Origin of the sequence: Neobacillus drentensis, assembly GCF_021560175.1 — a bacterium.
Taxonomy (GTDB): domain Bacteria; phylum Bacillota; class Bacilli; order Bacillales; family Cytobacillaceae; genus Neobacillus; species Neobacillus drentensis_A.
Genome location: NZ_CP091110.1, coordinates 4,108,222 through 4,123,913, shown reverse-complemented (window position 1 = coordinate 4,123,913; position 15,692 = coordinate 4,108,222). Strand labels below are relative to the sequence as shown.

At 36.4% G+C, this 15,692-nt stretch carries 15 protein-coding genes; 12 read left to right on the top strand and 3 right to left on the bottom strand.

What is annotated here, in order from left to right:
* Positions 1-30: 30 nt before the first annotated feature.
* Both L1999_RS19295 and L1999_RS19290 read left to right on the top strand, forming a co-directional pair.
* On the top strand, positions 31-903 hold the full coding sequence (locus L1999_RS19295) for a tyrosine-type recombinase/integrase (protein WP_235740035.1): 873 nt from the start codon (positions 31-33) through the stop codon (positions 901-903).
* A 266-nt stretch (positions 904-1,169) separates the two neighbouring features.
* Positions 1,170-1,607, top strand: coding sequence for a hypothetical protein (locus L1999_RS19290; protein ID WP_235740034.1), 438 nt, complete (start codon positions 1,170-1,172; stop codon positions 1,605-1,607).
* On the opposite strand, the gene L1999_RS19285 is transcribed toward L1999_RS19290, so the two are convergent.
* Entirely contained in the window at positions 1,608-2,075 is a 468-nt protein-coding gene (locus tag L1999_RS19285) for a hypothetical protein (protein ID WP_235740033.1), read from the bottom strand.
* A 1,028-nt stretch (positions 2,076-3,103) separates the two neighbouring features.
* On the opposite strand from L1999_RS19285, the gene L1999_RS19280 reads away from it, so the two are divergent.
* From L1999_RS19280 to L1999_RS19255, 7 genes are all read left to right on the top strand, one after another.
* On the top strand, positions 3,104-3,370 hold the full coding sequence (locus L1999_RS19280; protein ID WP_235740032.1) for a hypothetical protein: 267 nt from the start codon (positions 3,104-3,106) through the stop codon (positions 3,368-3,370).
* 60 nt (positions 3,371-3,430) lie between these two features.
* Positions 3,431-3,559 carry a hypothetical protein gene (locus L1999_RS29670; RefSeq protein WP_275677090.1) on the top strand — a complete coding sequence of 43 codons (129 nt, stop codon included), beginning with the start codon at positions 3,431-3,433 and terminating at the stop codon, positions 3,557-3,559.
* Positions 3,546-3,728 carry a hypothetical protein gene (locus L1999_RS19275; RefSeq protein ID WP_235740031.1) on the top strand — a complete coding sequence of 61 codons (183 nt, stop codon included), beginning with the start codon at positions 3,546-3,548 and terminating at the stop codon, positions 3,726-3,728. The genes L1999_RS29670 and L1999_RS19275 overlap by 14 nt, the downstream gene beginning before the upstream one ends.
* A gap of 398 nt (positions 3,729-4,126) precedes the next feature.
* On the top strand, positions 4,127-4,303 hold the full coding sequence (locus L1999_RS19270) for a hypothetical protein (RefSeq protein WP_235740030.1): 177 nt from the start codon (positions 4,127-4,129) through the stop codon (positions 4,301-4,303).
* Between the two features lie 238 nt (positions 4,304-4,541).
* On the top strand, positions 4,542-6,626 hold the full coding sequence (fdhF, locus tag L1999_RS19265; protein WP_235740029.1) for a formate dehydrogenase subunit alpha: 2,085 nt from the start codon (positions 4,542-4,544) through the stop codon (positions 6,624-6,626).
* Positions 6,627-6,831: 205 nt separating this feature from the next.
* Positions 6,832-7,740, top strand: coding sequence for a LysM peptidoglycan-binding domain-containing protein (locus L1999_RS19260; RefSeq protein WP_235740028.1), 909 nt, complete (start codon positions 6,832-6,834; stop codon positions 7,738-7,740).
* Between the two features lie 119 nt (positions 7,741-7,859).
* Positions 7,860-9,221: an IS1182 family transposase gene (locus tag L1999_RS19255; RefSeq protein WP_235739642.1), complete on the top strand. Its 1,362-nt coding sequence runs from the start codon at positions 7,860-7,862 to the stop codon at positions 9,219-9,221.
* A gap of 323 nt (positions 9,222-9,544) precedes the next feature.
* On the opposite strand, the gene L1999_RS19250 is transcribed toward L1999_RS19255, so the two are convergent.
* Together L1999_RS19250 and L1999_RS19245 are read right to left on the bottom strand one after the other, a co-directional pair.
* Positions 9,545-10,846, bottom strand: a complete 1,302-nt coding sequence (locus L1999_RS19250; RefSeq protein ID WP_235740027.1) for an MFS transporter — start codon at positions 10,844-10,846, stop codon at positions 9,545-9,547.
* A gap of 195 nt (positions 10,847-11,041) precedes the next feature.
* Positions 11,042-12,574, bottom strand: coding sequence for a nitrate/nitrite transporter (locus L1999_RS19245; RefSeq protein WP_235740026.1), 1,533 nt, complete (start codon positions 12,572-12,574; stop codon positions 11,042-11,044).
* Positions 12,575-12,835: 261 nt separating this feature from the next.
* On the opposite strand from L1999_RS19245, the gene L1999_RS19240 reads away from it, so the two are divergent.
* From L1999_RS19240 to L1999_RS19230, 3 genes are all read left to right on the top strand, one after another.
* Positions 12,836-14,173: a TrkH family potassium uptake protein gene (locus L1999_RS19240; RefSeq protein ID WP_235740025.1), complete on the top strand. Its 1,338-nt coding sequence runs from the start codon at positions 12,836-12,838 to the stop codon at positions 14,171-14,173.
* Positions 14,174-14,269: 96 nt separating this feature from the next.
* Positions 14,270-15,430, top strand: a complete 1,161-nt coding sequence (locus tag L1999_RS19235) for an acyl-CoA dehydrogenase family protein (RefSeq protein ID WP_235740024.1) — start codon at positions 14,270-14,272, stop codon at positions 15,428-15,430.
* An 82-nt stretch (positions 15,431-15,512) separates the two neighbouring features.
* Positions 15,513-15,674 carry a hypothetical protein gene (locus L1999_RS19230; protein WP_235740023.1) on the top strand — a complete coding sequence of 54 codons (162 nt, stop codon included), beginning with the start codon at positions 15,513-15,515 and terminating at the stop codon, positions 15,672-15,674.
* Positions 15,675-15,692 lie beyond the last annotated feature (18 nt).

The following is a 15,692-nucleotide window of genomic DNA, read 5'->3' as shown; positions in this document are numbered from 1 at the left end:
AAGGTAACAATACCTAGGGAGTTGTTTGTGTTGTTACTTACAGATTTATTAGATGAATATTTAATGGAGTGCCAAATTAAAGGGTACTCGGATTTAACGATTAAACACACCAAGTTAAATATTCAAAAATTCATCAATGAAACAGGATTGACAGAGGTTGAATCAGTTAGACCTGTTCACATTAAGCAGTATATAGTAAAGCGTCAGGAAAGCGGTATTAAAGCTGTTACAATCAATACACAGGTAAAACATATCCGTTGCATGTATAAGTATGCAGTAAGCGAAGGAATCCTTTCCACTAATCCTTTTGATAGAATCCCTTTTCTAAAAGAACAAAAACCAATGATCAAAACTTATTCTTTTGAGGATATAAAGCAAATTATCAATTACTTTAACGGTAAGGATTTTTTAAGTATTCGTAATAAGACAATGATGATGACCTTCATCGAAACTGGCATTCGGAGTAGTGAGCTGAGAAATATACGTGTAGATGATATATATGAAGATTCTATTCGAATTATCGGTAAAGGAAATAAGGTTAGATTTGTTGCAATAAGCCTGCCATTACGAAAGCAAATGATACGTTATCAGAGGGTTAGGAACTCTGTTTTAGGCGATAAAAATTGTGAATGGTACTATATATCCAAAACTGGTAAGTATTTAAAAATAGGGGCAATGAAACATATTATAGAAAAGTTGTATGAACTCGATTTGCCAGTGCAGCCGACCTTCCATAATTTCCGAAGATTCTATGCCCAACAAATGCTTGGACATGTTGATTTATACACAGTTTCACGTCTTTTGGGTCACAGTGATGTTGTAACAACTCAAAGATATGTGAATTCCACTGAGGACAAAGTAATTATTGAACGTGGTATGAATAGTCCATTATCTAATATGTAACTCAGTTATACTCGGAAACAAAAATTAAGAGCCACTAATTATTTTAGTTGGCTCTTCTTGTTATTCTTCTTCGATTTTCAAATAAATCTTCAATAGCTACTCCTAATGCTTTGCTGGTCAAAACTAAATGAGCAGCTACAAACTTTTCATTTTTATCAAATCTGCTGATAGTAGCTTATGTAATATGGTTTTCTGCATATCTACTACTAACCCATTATATGGAACGCAAAAACAGTCAGACAGCATATATAGAAGGGGATATAACAGTGAAAAAGAAAATTATAGCTATTGTAATTGTAGCAGCAGTATTTGTAGGTGGGTATTTAGCATATGACCATCACAAACATGTGGTAGCTAAACAGGAAGCTGAAGAATGGTATCAAAAGAATATTGCACCTGGTAAAACTGAAGAGTTAACTGTTAAAGTTGGTTCAATTGAACAAACAGTAGATGATATGATTGATAAACAATTATTCAGTATGAAAGAAATTGCAGACACTTTAACAAAAGACATTGGTAAAGAATTTCCTCCATCAATGATATATCGTACTATTGCACAAAGAACTGTTGTTGTTTACATGGATGATCATAAATATTATTTCCAGTCTAAAAACAATGATGATAAAGGATATGTTGTTGTGAAATTTAATGATGATGAAACAGTAATTAAAAATGTTGAATATAGTACAAAGGTTAAAGAGTGACTAAAAATGGTCACTCTTTTTACGATTTACAGAGTCGTACCATCTTTGATAAACATAAATTATCGGCAAATGGCTAATAATCGCTAGAAAAAGTCCAAAATTATTCATCGTGTTTAACTCATAAAGTCCGACTTTTTCAAAAATAAAAGGGCTAATAATAAATGCTTGTATTGCATCTAAAATCATATTAGCACCAAAAAATAACCACAAGTTGGGATAGAACAAATAAAAAACAAGGATTGTAGTAACAGGCAGAAGTCCATATGTAAAAGAAGAAACATTAGTTAAAAAAAACACATTAGTTTTTACAATCCACCAATTCCAAATTTCAGCCATTTGGAAATAGATTGTATTCAATAAGACAGTAAAAAACGCAACTGATAAAAAATTTCTTACCCTAATTGAATTTAGTGTTACGAGTAAAAACCATGGTAGTATCATTACAATCCAGGAAAGGATTTGACCCATTAGTGAACCTCCAACTAATTTTTCTTATCTTTTCCTAAATTGGGTTATTCTATTTTAAAACGTTTAGTTTACTGTCAGCTATTTCTTATTTAGAGGGAATGAGAATGAGCGTTAAATGCTCTTCTTCATACCACATTTACTACATTCTATTATAAATTTCCCTTGACCTACTTTTGGGCAATTAGCTAATCAAGAATCACAAAATAAAATAGCAAACCAAAGAACAGAAGACCCTCATTATGTAACTATAGGCATGACTAGGGAGGAAGTTTTAACTAATGGTTGGGGTAAACCATCAGATATTAATCGAACCATAACTGCTAATAATGTTAGTGAACAATGGGTTTATCCCGGCTATAAATATCTTTATTTTGAAGATGGTATTTTAGTTACTATCCAAGATTAAGATTGTCTGTGAGTGACTCTTATGGTCACTTTTTTTTGGCTTCCAGTAGGAATTTATGTACACAACATCTGAATATCTTAGAAAGTAGTAATTATTTTCTAAGGGGATGGTAAGGCTGATAACTTTACTTACATCGATTGTCGGTATCATTTTTTTGCTTGTCATAGCATTTGGATTGTTTATGTTATTTAAATACGTTAAGCATACCAGAATATTAATAATTATTATTGGATTTATTATAACTGCTTTGGGATTCATCTTAAATTCTCCAAAATTAGCTCAGGATGGATTCTGGATATTAGGGATTCTGATTTTTGTTTTAGTTATTGAAAAGCTTTTTAGAAAGTAAAAACTATGAAAAGAAAAAGACCCTTGACCAAATGATCAAAGGTAAAATTGGGGGCTTAGTGGTCTAGGCTAAGCCTAATTAGGAGGTCTAAACTCCGAAGAATTTAAACATGTGAATATATTACCATTGTCTGAAAATTGTATCAACCATTTAAAGCGTTAATGTGTGAAAATATTGATGATTATCAACTTAATTATTATTAACTGAAAATTTTGACAACGTTATTTTATTCGGATATAATTCTTAACGGACTTGGAGGTGTTTTTTAATCATATGACCGATTCAGAATTTCCTGTTATAAAATTCCATATTAAGAGCCGTGCAATGGGGGAATTTAGCATAAAAAGGATAGTAAAAGACCTCTCAGCATTAGAGAAAATATTTGATGCTGTCAAATTAAATATCAGTATATCTTATGTTGATGGATCAATACTAAATCTTCCGCTTCTGCCGAAAATTAAAGATGACAAGGGCAATGTTTATTGCGACCTTGACGAAGAAGGGGAACGAATTTTAAAAGAATATGTTGGATTGAAATAGAATTAAAGGTTTTAATATTTAAATCATGGAATTAATAGGTAAGGTGAAGGGTAAAGGGGAATGAAAAAACAAATTAAAATAACTGAGACAGTCAGCAAGGAAACGACTGGTCTTACACTTGCAAAATATCTACTTTCAATAGGACCCTATAAGGAAAAGAAAGAAGAAAAGAAAAATGAAGAAAAATAAGCAAGATAATGTAGAGAAAATTGTCTACTCAAAAATAACCGGTAAACGTATGCCACCATGTAAACTAACAAGGAGAAATGCACCTAACTTAGAATTAATGGCTAAGGCGATAATTAACTTGTACCATCAAACAAAAGAAAAGAAGGAATATGATGAACAAGGAAAATAATGAAAAAGAGATTTCAAGGACAATTAAACCTAAAGAGGAAACTTATTATATTGAAGGTTTAGGAAGCGTAACTTATGTTGGGGAGTTTGACATAGAGAGATTGATCAAGCGGTTATTGAAAAGTAAGTATATTATTGGAAAATGAGTGGTCACAAAGCCACTCTTTTTTTATTAACTTAATTCATATTAAATATCAATCTATTATCAACTTAATTAATATTAAAAATATTTTTATAGTTTAATGGTATAAAATTTTATATCCTGGGGACAAAGTATATTAGCATCATTGGACAAGCACATAAAAATCCACAGTGGAGGTGTCTTTTATACCTAAATTAAAAACAGAAAAACTAAATTATAAGAGTCAAAGGGAGAGGTAGGAAAAGTCCATATACCACGTGAGTAAGAAAGGAAGGTTTGTTTCATTTAATGAGGAAAAGCCACAATCAATCAAATTAGTTAAGGTAAAGGGGTCATATGGTTCTTTTATTGTAAAAGAACGGATGATTCCAAATGAAGTTAAAGCGACCTTGTTTGGATTAGTATTATTTGGATTACTTATTGCACTGTTATAACACTTCGGAAAGGGCTGCTTCCTTCTTAGAGGAAATAAAGATTTAATGAGAGGTTGTTTGTGGAAAGCGGACCTAATAAAGGAACAACCTTTAATATTTTATTACCTGCCAAAATTGCTTAAACGAGAGGGAACTCTCGTTTTTTTTTTTGCAATTTTCCTTAAATTTCCTTCAATAATTATTAACAATTTAGAAGCTACAATTGATATAAATCGACTATGATGAATATATAGGTTATATGATTCTTTGGGGAGGGGATTACGTGGAAGATACGAAATTGGTTAAGACAATTTGCGGGTACTGCGGAACTGGCTGCGGCCTTGTCTTAGAAGTGGCGGACAATAAAATAGTGAAAATCCGTGGAGATAAAGATGCTCCGGTTAATAAGGGGCAGACTTGTGTAAAAGGGGCATTTGCTTATGAATATGTACATGCAAAAAGTCGATTGACTTCACCGTTAATACGGGTATCAGGACAATTAATGAAAGCAACCTGGGAAGAGGCTTATCAATACATTGCCAATAAATTATCAGAAATTAAAACTACATGGGGGCCTAATGCCATCAGTATGTTTGCTTGTGCACGAAGTACAAATGAATCAAATTATGTAACGCAAAAATTTATGCGGACGGTTATTCAAAGCAATAACATTGATGGCTGTAACCGAACGTGACACGCACCGAGTGTTGCCGGTCTGGCAACTATTTTTGGAAGCGGTTCCCCAACCAATACCTTAGAGGATTTTGATAAGGCAGAAGTACTATTATTGATGGGTTCTAATACGTCGGATGCCCATCCCATCATTGCGAACCGCATGAAAAAGGCTGTTAAGTCAGGATTAAAAATCATTGTCATCGATCCTCGGAAAATTGATATGGTTAAAGTAGCTCACCGGCATTTACAGATTAATGTAGGAACCGATATAGCTCTTATCAATGCTTTCATACGAGTTATTTTAAAAGAAGGTCTTTACAATCCTGAGTTTATTAAGAATTTTACAATAGATTTTGACCGTCTGGAAAATCAGGTTGAACCTTATACACCTGAATATGCGGCCATGATTACCGGTCTATCCGCTGAGGATATTGTAACAACGGCTAGAGAGTATGCAACTTCAAGTGGTTCAATGATTGCCTATACATTAGGAATTACAGAGCACCATTGTGGTGTAAATAATGTATTTGATATTGCGAATTTAGCTTTATTAACAGGAAACATCGGTAAACCAGGAACCGGGATTATGCCGTTAAGAGGGCAAAATAATGTCCAAGGGGCAGGTGATATGGGCTGTCTGCCTAATCAGCTTGCCGGAGCGATGAGTTTAGCTAATGATGAGTTTCGTGCCCGATATGAGAAAGAGTGGGGGGTGGAACTGAACCCACACCCTGGAGATACGCAAACACGTACCTTTGATCGTATAGAGATGGGAGAGTTAGAGGCTCTTTATATAATTGGTGAAAATCCTCTTTTAGCGGATGTTCATATGAATCATACTAAAACGTTATTTGAAAAACTTGATTTATTAATTGTCCAAGATATTTTCTTAACAGAAACAGCCAAAATGGCAGACGTTGTTTTACCGGCGCGTTCTTGGGGAGAAGTGGATGGAACATATACCAATACAGATCGTCGAATCCAGCGGGTTCGAAAAGCCGTAGAACCACACCCCAATACTAAGGAAGATTGGGAAATTCTTTGTGACCTTGCTACTTTAATGGGTTACCCAATGCATTATCAAAATAGCGAGGAAATTTGGAATGAGGTTAGAAAACTTGCTTGGGAGCTGTATGGTGGGATTTCATATGAACGTTTGGAGGAAGAATATAGTATCCATTATCCATGTCCAAATGAGAATCATCCAGGTACCTTCATCCTGCATGAACGGTTCCATAAACAAGCTTCAGACGTTAAAAAATCACCATTTGTTCCTGTTGATTATACAGAACCATTAGAATTGCCGGATGAGGAATATCCGTTTACGTTAACAACAGGCAGGCGCTATGAGTCATATAATACCCATTCACAGACCCGTTACTATGCATCAGGTGTTAAAGTAAAACAAACAGAAGAAACTGTTGATATCCATCCGGATGATGCCAGCTCCCTTGGGATAGCGGATGGTGAGGTGGTACAGGTTCGTTCCCGCCGAGGGGATCTTCTGGTAAAGACAAAAGTTACTGAACAAGTTGTTCCCGGCCTTGTATTTATGAGCTTCCATTGGAGCGAAACACCAACAAATGTTTTAACCTTAAATGAATATGATCCAATTTCAGGCACTGCAGAATACAAAGCTTGTGCTGTTGCTATAACGAAGTTGTCTTAGGATCAGCGAAAAAACAGTGCAGTCGGTACGCTGCACTGTTTTTTTTACTATACAAATTTCAAAATATACAGTTACTCAGAAATATTATTGTAATATAATTGCCATTCTTGTAAACCAATTAACATCCCCCTGTTCTTTTTCTCGGAAAAAAACATGTTATGATGAGAACAGTTAGCAAGCGAAAGAACATGGGAGGAATATAGAAATGATAAAAAAAATAAAAGCATTCCTAGCAGTTGCTGCACTCTCAGGGACTGTAGGCGCTAATGTTCATGCGGAAGAAATCACGGTTAAAGAAGGGGATACCCTTTGGGATCTATCACAAGTACATAATACATCTGTAGAAGATATTCAAAACTGGAATCATCTTTCTACTAGCCTGATTCATCCAGGAGATGTATTAACGATTGCAACTGAAAAACAATATACAGTTCAGCAGGATGATACACTAGGAGATATTGCTTTAACCTATCAAGTACAAGTAAATCAAATTAAAGATTGGAATAAACTGAATACAGACCTTATTCATCCAGGCTTAAAGCTCATTATATATGATGAAGTGACGGATAGTGTTAAAAATGCGGAGGCACCAGGCAGCAACACAGAAAATACGGTAACAAGTAATTTAGAAAAGCCGGTTGCAAAATCAATTGTAACATCAACTGAGTCGCAAAAGACAACGATTCCGGCAACAGCTTCGGCACCCCAGCCTGCAACCCCAGTTCAGGTTGCAGAATCAGCTAAAGCGATTTCGGCTGCTCAACCTTCGCAGCAAGCTCCGAGTGCACAGCCAGCTAAAGCAGCAAGCAGTGAAGATAATGATGCAAAAGAAATTACGGTAAAGGCGACAGCCTATACAGCTTCTTGTGAAGGATGTTCAGGAACAACCGCAACAGGTGTAGATTTAAAAGCCAACCCTAATGCGAAGGTAATCGCCGTGGACCCAAAAGTTATACCACTTGGAAGTAAAGTCTATGTAGAAGGCTACGGTGTGGCGACTGCTGCAGATACAGGCGGCGCTATTAAGGGAAACAGAATCGATGTATTTATATCCACAGAGCATGAAGCGCTAAAATGGGGTAATAAACACATTACAATAAAAATAATCGATTAAAAAAAACTGCCTAAATGTTAGGCAGTTTCAGACTGTCGACAAATCCGAAAAAATTAAGGGTTTGTAGGCAGTCTTTTTTGTATAATTGGGATATAGATAATTTTTTTGAGGTGGATAAGATGTTAAGTAAGAATACACAGATAAATCGTGACCAATTAGAAATGATAGCTTTAGAACAACTTGTGCCGGCCAACCATTTAGTACGCAAGTTAGAAGCTTCTATTGATTTTTCATTTATCTATCCCCTGGTTCAAGAAATGTATTCTACTGAAAGAGGACGCCCAAGCATTGATCCTGTGATATTAATTAAGATGGCATTCATCCAATACACCTTCGGTATTCGATCTATGCGAAGAACTATTGAAGAAATCGAAACAAATTTGGCTTATCGTTGGTTCTTAGGCTTTGGATTTTATGATAAAGTGCCTCACTTCTCTACCTTCGGTAAAAATTACGAACGACGTTTTAAAGATACAGATTTATTTGAACAGATCTTCTATCGTATTTTGAAGGAAGCCTCTGATAAGAAATTGATTAGTAGCGAGCATGTATTTATAGATTCAACCCATGTAAAAGCAAGTGCAAATAAACATAAATTCGAGAAGAAATTAGTTAGAAAAGAAACGAAAGCATACGAAGCAAGACTACAAGAAGAGATTAATAAAGACCGTGAAGAACATGATAAAAAGCCATTTCCACCAGATAAGTTTGAGAAAGAGGAATTTAAGGAAATAAAAAAAAGTACTACTGACCCTGAGAGTGGTTATTACGTAAAAGACGAGCGTACGAAACAGTTCGCATACTCATTCCATGCGGCCGCTGATCGAAATGGTTTTGTATTAGGGGCAATTGTAACTCCTGGGAATGTCCATGATAGTGTCATTTTCGAACCACTATTGGAAAAGGTAATCGAGAAACAAGGAAAACCTTCTGCTGTTGCTGCTGATGCTGGATATAAAACACCTGCTATTGCCCAATACATATTTGAAAATGATATGACACCTGCTTTACCTTATACTCGCCCTCGTACGAAAGAGGGGTACATGAAAAAATATGAATATGTTTATGATGAATACTACGATTGTTATATCTGTCCGCAAGGACAAGTATTGAAGTATGCAACTACGACGAAGGAAGGCTACCGTCAATACTTCTCTAATCCGATTGAATGTGAAAAATGTCCCTTACTTTCAAAATGCACGCAGAGTAAGGAACATAAAAAACTCATTCAGCGTCATGTCTGGGAACACCATATAGAAGAAGCCGAATATCTTCGTTCGACACAAGAGAATAAAAGCATTTACGCAAAACGCAAAGAAACCATTGAACGTGTTTTTGCAGATGCCAAGGAAAAGCATGGTATGCGTTGGACAACCTTAAGAGGCCTAAAAAAATTGTCCATGCAAGCGATGCTTACTTTTGCAGCCATGAATTTAAAAAAGATGGCCAATTGGACTTGGATAAGTCCAGAAATGGCGTAGCAATAAGCATAGGATAGGCCTAACTTTTGCTCTTACGAGCAAAAAAACAACAAAAAGACACCCAGATTGGCACATCCGGATGCCTTTTGTCTACAATCTGAAACTGCCTAAATGTTAGGCAGTTTTTTTGTTAAAGAATTGGGTACCTTTTTTACAGATTTAGTTACGTCCAGCTCCACCTCCACCTCCCAGCGGCTAGAGTCCTTCACTCTTCTCCCTGCGATAAGTCAACATCGATTCGCTAGCGCTCTTCGTGTTTCCTTTATCTCAGTCGAAGCGCTCCAGGCCTTACGCCGCTAAACGGTCGGTTTTGCTTTTGTATATTAACTAGCTTGTTTTACTACTGGACTTGCAACAGTAGCTTTTCTTTGATAGTAGAACCAGTTTAGAATAAATGAGATTACATAGAATCCAATAAAGAAATAGAAAGCAGTGGTGTAGGTTCCTGTTGCATTAATAGACCAGCCGAAAAGCTTAGGAATAAAGAAAGATCCATATGCTGCGAACGCTGCTGAGAACCCAATTACAGGTGCTGCTTCTTTAGGAATAAAAATATTTGGAATCATTTGGAATGTTGAGCCAGAACCAATACCTGATGCAAGGAAAAGGATTAAGAAAGAGAACAAGAATCCATTAAATTGCTTTTCACTTAAGAAATAAATGACACCTGCTGCACCGATACCCATTATGACTAATACAAACGCAGTCACTTTTGCGCCACCAAGCTTATCGGCCATCCAGCCGCCTACAGGTCTAGCTGCTGCTGCAACTAAAGCACCAAGGAAAGCAAGTGAAAGATGCTCAGGGAATTGTGATCTTAAAAGAAGCGGGAATGCCGCAGAGTAACCAATAAATGAACCGAAAGTAGCTACATATAAAACAGTCATAATCCAAGTATGCTTTCGTTTTACAATAACAAATTGATCAGCAAATGATTGTTTAGCACCTGGTACGTTATCCATTTTAAAAATAGCCAAAATAGTCATGATAGCAATTGGGATTACCCAGATAAAAGCAGCGTTCTGTAACCACATTGTTTGACCAGTAGCTAAAACTTGCTTGCCGCCAACGAAAGCAAAAGTACCTGAGGTAATGATTAATGGAGTAACAAATTGGACCACTGAAACGCCCATATTACCTAAGCCGCCGTTAATTCCAAGTGCGGTACCTTTTTCTTTCTTTGGAAAGAAGAAACTAATATTGGCAGATGAAGATGAAAAGTTTCCTCCACCTAGACCACAAAGTGCTGCTAGTAGTAACATAACGGAATACGGTGTTTCAGGATTTTGTACAGCAAACCCGATGCCTATAGCTGGGATTGCAAGAATGGCAGTGGAGATAACAGTCCAGTTTTTCCCACCAAAAAATCCTGCTGCAAAAGTATAAACAAAGCGAAGTGTTGCACCCACAAGTCCAGGGATTGCAGCAAGTGATAATAATTGTCCTTCTGTAAAATGGAAGCCAACGTCGTTCAGTCTTACGGCTACAACTGACCAAATTTGCCAAACAATAAAGGCAAGCATAAGAGATGGTACGGAGATCCATAAATTTCGGTTAGCGTGTTTTTTTCCTTCGGCTTTCCAGAACTTTTCATCTTCTGGATTCCAATAATTAATTCGGGCCATGTGATTTTCCCCCTAAATGGTAATTGATTTTTTAATTGGCTGTATGTGTTACTTGTGTAATTACTATAAACTACATACAAACTTCTTTTTTGTGACGTACGTCACAAAAATGGTGAAGGAAATGTGAACACATGCTTTTAGACAAAAAGTTGTAATAAATAGAAACTAGAGGTACGCAATGAAAAAAAGAAACCCTCATAACTGAGGATTTCTTGTATATATTTTGCTACCATCAGACAGTTCTTTCACTTCATAAAACATGCCTACATAGTTCTGTATTTCTCCCACATCATCTCTTATCGCTGTGATGGTAAGCCATTCTTTAAATATTTCATTATTTTTGCGTTTATTCCAGATGAAACCTTCCCAATATCCATTTGTAAGTAAATTTTTCCACATATTTTGATAAAAATGATTGTCATGCTCGCCTGATTGCAGAACACTTGGTGTTTTTCCAATTACCTCTTTTAAATCATAGCCAGTAATTCTTGAGAAGGCAGGATTAACATTCTGGATGATTCCATTCATATCGGTTATACAAATACCATCAATGGCATGGTTCACAATTTTACGAGATAGGTCTAGTTTACCTTGATAGAATAACCAAATGACAATGACAAGACTTGCTAATGAAAATTCAGAAAGAGACATAAAGCCAATCGCATAGTGCCCAGTCCAATTAAAGAAAAGAGTTAAAATAAGTGGGGGGAAAAAGCCGCCAAGACCTCCCATGGCTGAAACCAATCCATTGACAATTCCTGCTTGCTTAGAAAAATACAAAGGAACTAATTTAAAGATTGCCCCGTTACCTAGCCCTGCAAAAAAGGCTACTAACAAACATCCAAACGAGTAAATCGGTAATGATGGTGAAAAGGCAAGTAAGAACCCCGCAAAAGTTAAGCTAAAGAATACGGCCATGAGAATTAAGAATGGGTTAATTTTATCGCCAAGCCAGCCGCCAACTGGCCTAAAAATGGTAGCAAGCGTAATAAAACCAGCAGTTCTTATTCCCGCATCGACTTTATCTAATTCAAAGTGGTTAACTAAAAAAGATGGCAAATAAATCGTAAAAGCAACAAATGAACCAAATGTAACAAAATAAAATAAGCTCAATACCCAAAGTTTAGGATTTTTATAAACCTCTTTTAATTGATCATTGAGGGAGTGATTAATTCTTCGTTCTTTTTTGTCGCCTAATAAGAAATTCAATATAGCAAATAGCAGTATTAAGATAAGATAAAATTTAACAGTATATCTCCAGCCATACAGACTGGCTAGTACAGGAGCCAAAAAGGAGGTCAATGCTGTTCCAATATTTCCAGCTCCGTATATTCCATTAATGAACCCATGTTTTGTCTTATCATAATATTTTGGTAACGATGTAACCCCAACTGAAAAAACAGCACCTCCTATTCCAAGTAGTAAGCCGCCCATAATTAACATCCATAAACTACTAGAATAACTGATCATGACAATTGGAATAAGGAGAACGATAAAGCATAAGCTAAATAAGATGCGGGCCCCATATTTGTTTGTCCAATAACCAATTGGCACCCTTAGCAGGGATCCAAGGATAACAGGGACAGCAGTGGCCCAAGCAATTTCTGTTGAGGTTAAATGAATATCTTCCTTTATAAATGGCATAAGCGAAGAAATAATTACCCAAACCATAAACCCTGCAATCAAACTGCCAGTTTGAATAAATAATTGTCCGGTACCTTTTTTCATGTTCATCCCCCTTATATCCGTTTCATGATATATTTTGTTCGTAAGCATTACATTTCAAAGTCTTTTTTCCTTATATTTTCTTCAGTATTATAAACTACAATGGATTAGATTACAGTGAGGTTCGACACTGATAGCAAAATATATTTACATTTTTTAAGTGCGGTAGTATATTTTTCCTGTAATACGTATTTTACTATTACCATATTTTAAAAATAGCATAAAATTTTTTATAAAATAATAATCCGTTAGGAAGGATACTAAATGCCTCGTAAAAAATTTTTTCTTGATCCTCCTAAAATCCTTGTTTTTGGATTTGCTTCTATTATTATAATAGGGGCTATTTTATTAATGCTCCCTGCTGCGACTACAAATGGACATGGTCTGTCCATAGTAAATGCTCTCTTCACAGCTACATCAGCAACCTGTGTAACTGGTCTAGTGGTAGTAGATACGGGTACGACATTTACGATATTTGGTCAAATTGTCATTTTGTCGCTGATTCAGGTGGGAGGACTTGGATTTATGACATTTGCAACTTTTTTTGCCTTTCTATTAGGAAAAAAAATATCCTTAAAAGAAAGAATCCTCCTTCAGGAATCTTTAAATAATCTTTCAATTGAAGGAATTGTTCGGTTAGCAAAAAGGATTATCGTTTTTACAGCTGTGATTGAATTAACAGGGGCGCTTATATTAGCAATTCGTTTCTCTTTCGATATGCCCCTTAAGAAAGCGATTTATTTCGGTATTTTTCATTCTATTTCTAATTTCAATAACGCAGGATTTGATTTAATGGGGGAATTTCATAGTTTAACAGGCTATGTGGATGATCCAACTGTCACTTTAACGGTTTGTTTATTAATTATTCTGGGCGGAATTGGATTCATTGTCATGAATGAACTGTATGAATACCGAGCAATTAAGCGAGTTTCTTTACATACAAAAATTGTCCTTATAACCAGTGCTTTCTTAGTGATTGTTGGAACTGTTGGCATCTTTTTGTTAGAGTATTCCAATCATCTAACATTAAAGCCATTAACCCTCACAGGGAAAATACTTGGCTCATTATTTCAATCGGTCACCGCTAGGACGGCAGGAGCCAATACGTTAAGTATTGGGGATTTAACTCAATCCAGCCTCTTATTAATTATTTTGCTAATGTTTATAGGAGCTTCGCCCGGTTCAACCGGAGGTGGGATAAAAACGACTACCTTTACCACATTATTGGGAGCCGTTTGGTCGCAAATCCGCGGGAAAGAGGATGTTATTTTTTACCGTCAGCGAATTGAATATGAAACCATATACAAAGCTTTAACGGTAACATTCAGTGGGCTGTTCCTTGTAATGTTCATGACACTTGTTTTAACTATAACTGAAAAAGGTCGTGATTTTTTAGCGATTCTTTTTGAGGTGACGTCTGCGTTTGCGACTGTGGGGCTTTCAATGGGATTAACACCGGAATTATCAGATATTGGCAAGATATTGATTATGTTGACCATGTTTGCCGGAAGGGTGGGGCCTTTAACAATTGCAATTGCCGTGACAATGCGGAGAAACCCTGATCCGTTCCGTTATCCTAAAGGTAAAATAATGATTGGTTAATGATTTCGTTAGATTCCTGTTAAACCAAACAGGAGTCTTTTTTGCTATGGGTATGATAAAATTTAATCATTAGAGATACTGATTGGAGTGAATAGAATGAACTTTCCACAAACTGAAACCTATGAAGGTCGATTAGAACTTATGAAATCTCTCGCACAGAAGTTTTTAACAAGAGCACATCAAGTGGACATAGAGGGGTCCTTTCCTTTTGACAATATTGAGGATTTAAAAAATACAGGTTATACCACTTTGACAGTTCCCTCAAGATATGGGGGCAAGGAGATTTCCTTATATGAACTAATTCGCCTGCAGGAAATGATTGCACAAGGTGATGGGGCTACTGCGCTTTCGATTGGCTGGCATATGGGGATAATTATGAATATACATGAGAAACAATCATGGAGTGAGTCATTATTTAAGTTTTTGTGTGAAAAAGTAAACAATGGGGCATTGATTAACAGCGCTCAAACTGAGCCTAAAACCGGCAGTCCAACGAGGGGAGGAAGACCAGAAACCAACGCAGTAAAAACAGACCAGGGCTGGGTGATTACAGGCAGAAAAACCTTTACTACCATGGCGCCAGTATTGGATTATTTTATTGTCAATGCAACAATAAAGGAAACCAATGAAATGGCTAACTTTTTGATCCCAAGAGAAACCAAGGGAGTGAAAATTGAAGAAACCTGGGATAGTATCGCTTTACGAGGAACGGGAAGTCATGATTTAATCCTTGAAGAGGTAATCATTCCTGAAGAATATCTAGTTGAAAAACCAAATGCAAAAGGAAGAAAGGCTAACGGATGGCTGCTTCATATTCCTGCTTGTTATCTTGGAATTGCGAAAGCCGCCCAAAGGTATGCGCTTCAATTTGCAAGTGAATATTCTCCAAACAGTATCAATGGTACGATTGTTGATTTACCAAACGTAAGGCAAAAAATTGGTGAAATGGAACTAAAAATCATACAGGCGGAGTCTTTTTTATACTCCATTGCAAAACAGTGGGATTCCGCGACTGAAAATGAGAGAGAAAGGATGCTTCCCAGACTAGGGGCTGTTAAGTTAACGGTCACGAATGCGGCCATTTCCATTGTAGATTTAGCAATGAGAATAGTGGGAGCAAAAAGTTTATCCCTCCAAAACCCACTTCAACGATATTATCGGGATGTACGCGCAGGCTTGCATAATCCTCCAATGGATGATATGACCATCGAGCTTTTGGCTAAGGAAAGCATTTTTATCCATCAAAATAATTTATAACTATACGGCATTCGACAAACCCTTATTTCGATGCCTAGATATTGAAAACGATGGGTATCTTAAGAGAAAGGAGTGAGGAAGAATGCCAAGAGGTAAAGAATTAGAACAGCTCCCAATGGCGAATATTGCACCTGGAGCAGGTAAAGACGCTGGTAAATACAATCGGAAAGTCCTTGGGAGCATCGTACAAAATGAACAGCCCCAGCCTAGTGAAATTGAAAAAGAAAATGAAGACATGGTCTAATGAGCAGGAATTGTCCTG

Bases quoted from the DNA above. Each gene is read 5' to 3' on its own strand.
- L1999_RS19230 (WP_235740023.1), top strand. From the start codon at position 15,513: ATGCCAAGAGGTAAAGAATTAGAACAGCTCCCAATGGCGAATATTGCA.
- L1999_RS19255 (WP_235739642.1), top strand. From the start codon at position 7,860: ATGTTAAGTAAGAATACACAGATAAATCGTGACCAATTAGAAATGATA.
- L1999_RS19245 (WP_235740026.1), bottom strand. From the start codon at position 12,574: ATGAAAAAAGGTACCGGACAATTATTTATTCAAACTGGCAGTTTGATT.
- L1999_RS19235 (WP_235740024.1), top strand. From the start codon at position 14,270: ATGAACTTTCCACAAACTGAAACCTATGAAGGTCGATTAGAACTTATG.
- L1999_RS19240 (WP_235740025.1), top strand. From the start codon at position 12,836: ATGCCTCGTAAAAAATTTTTTCTTGATCCTCCTAAAATCCTTGTTTTT.
- L1999_RS19280 (WP_235740032.1), top strand. From the start codon at position 3,104: ATGACCGATTCAGAATTTCCTGTTATAAAATTCCATATTAAGAGCCGT.
- L1999_RS19275 (WP_235740031.1), top strand. From the start codon at position 3,546: ATGAAGAAAAATAAGCAAGATAATGTAGAGAAAATTGTCTACTCAAAA.
- L1999_RS19250 (WP_235740027.1), bottom strand. From the start codon at position 10,846: ATGGCCCGAATTAATTATTGGAATCCAGAAGATGAAAAGTTCTGGAAA.
- L1999_RS19260 (WP_235740028.1), top strand. From the start codon at position 6,832: ATGATAAAAAAAATAAAAGCATTCCTAGCAGTTGCTGCACTCTCAGGG.
- L1999_RS29670 (WP_275677090.1), top strand. From the start codon at position 3,431: ATGAAAAAACAAATTAAAATAACTGAGACAGTCAGCAAGGAAACGACT.
- L1999_RS19285 (WP_235740033.1), bottom strand. From the start codon at position 2,075: ATGGGTCAAATCCTTTCCTGGATTGTAATGATACTACCATGGTTTTTA.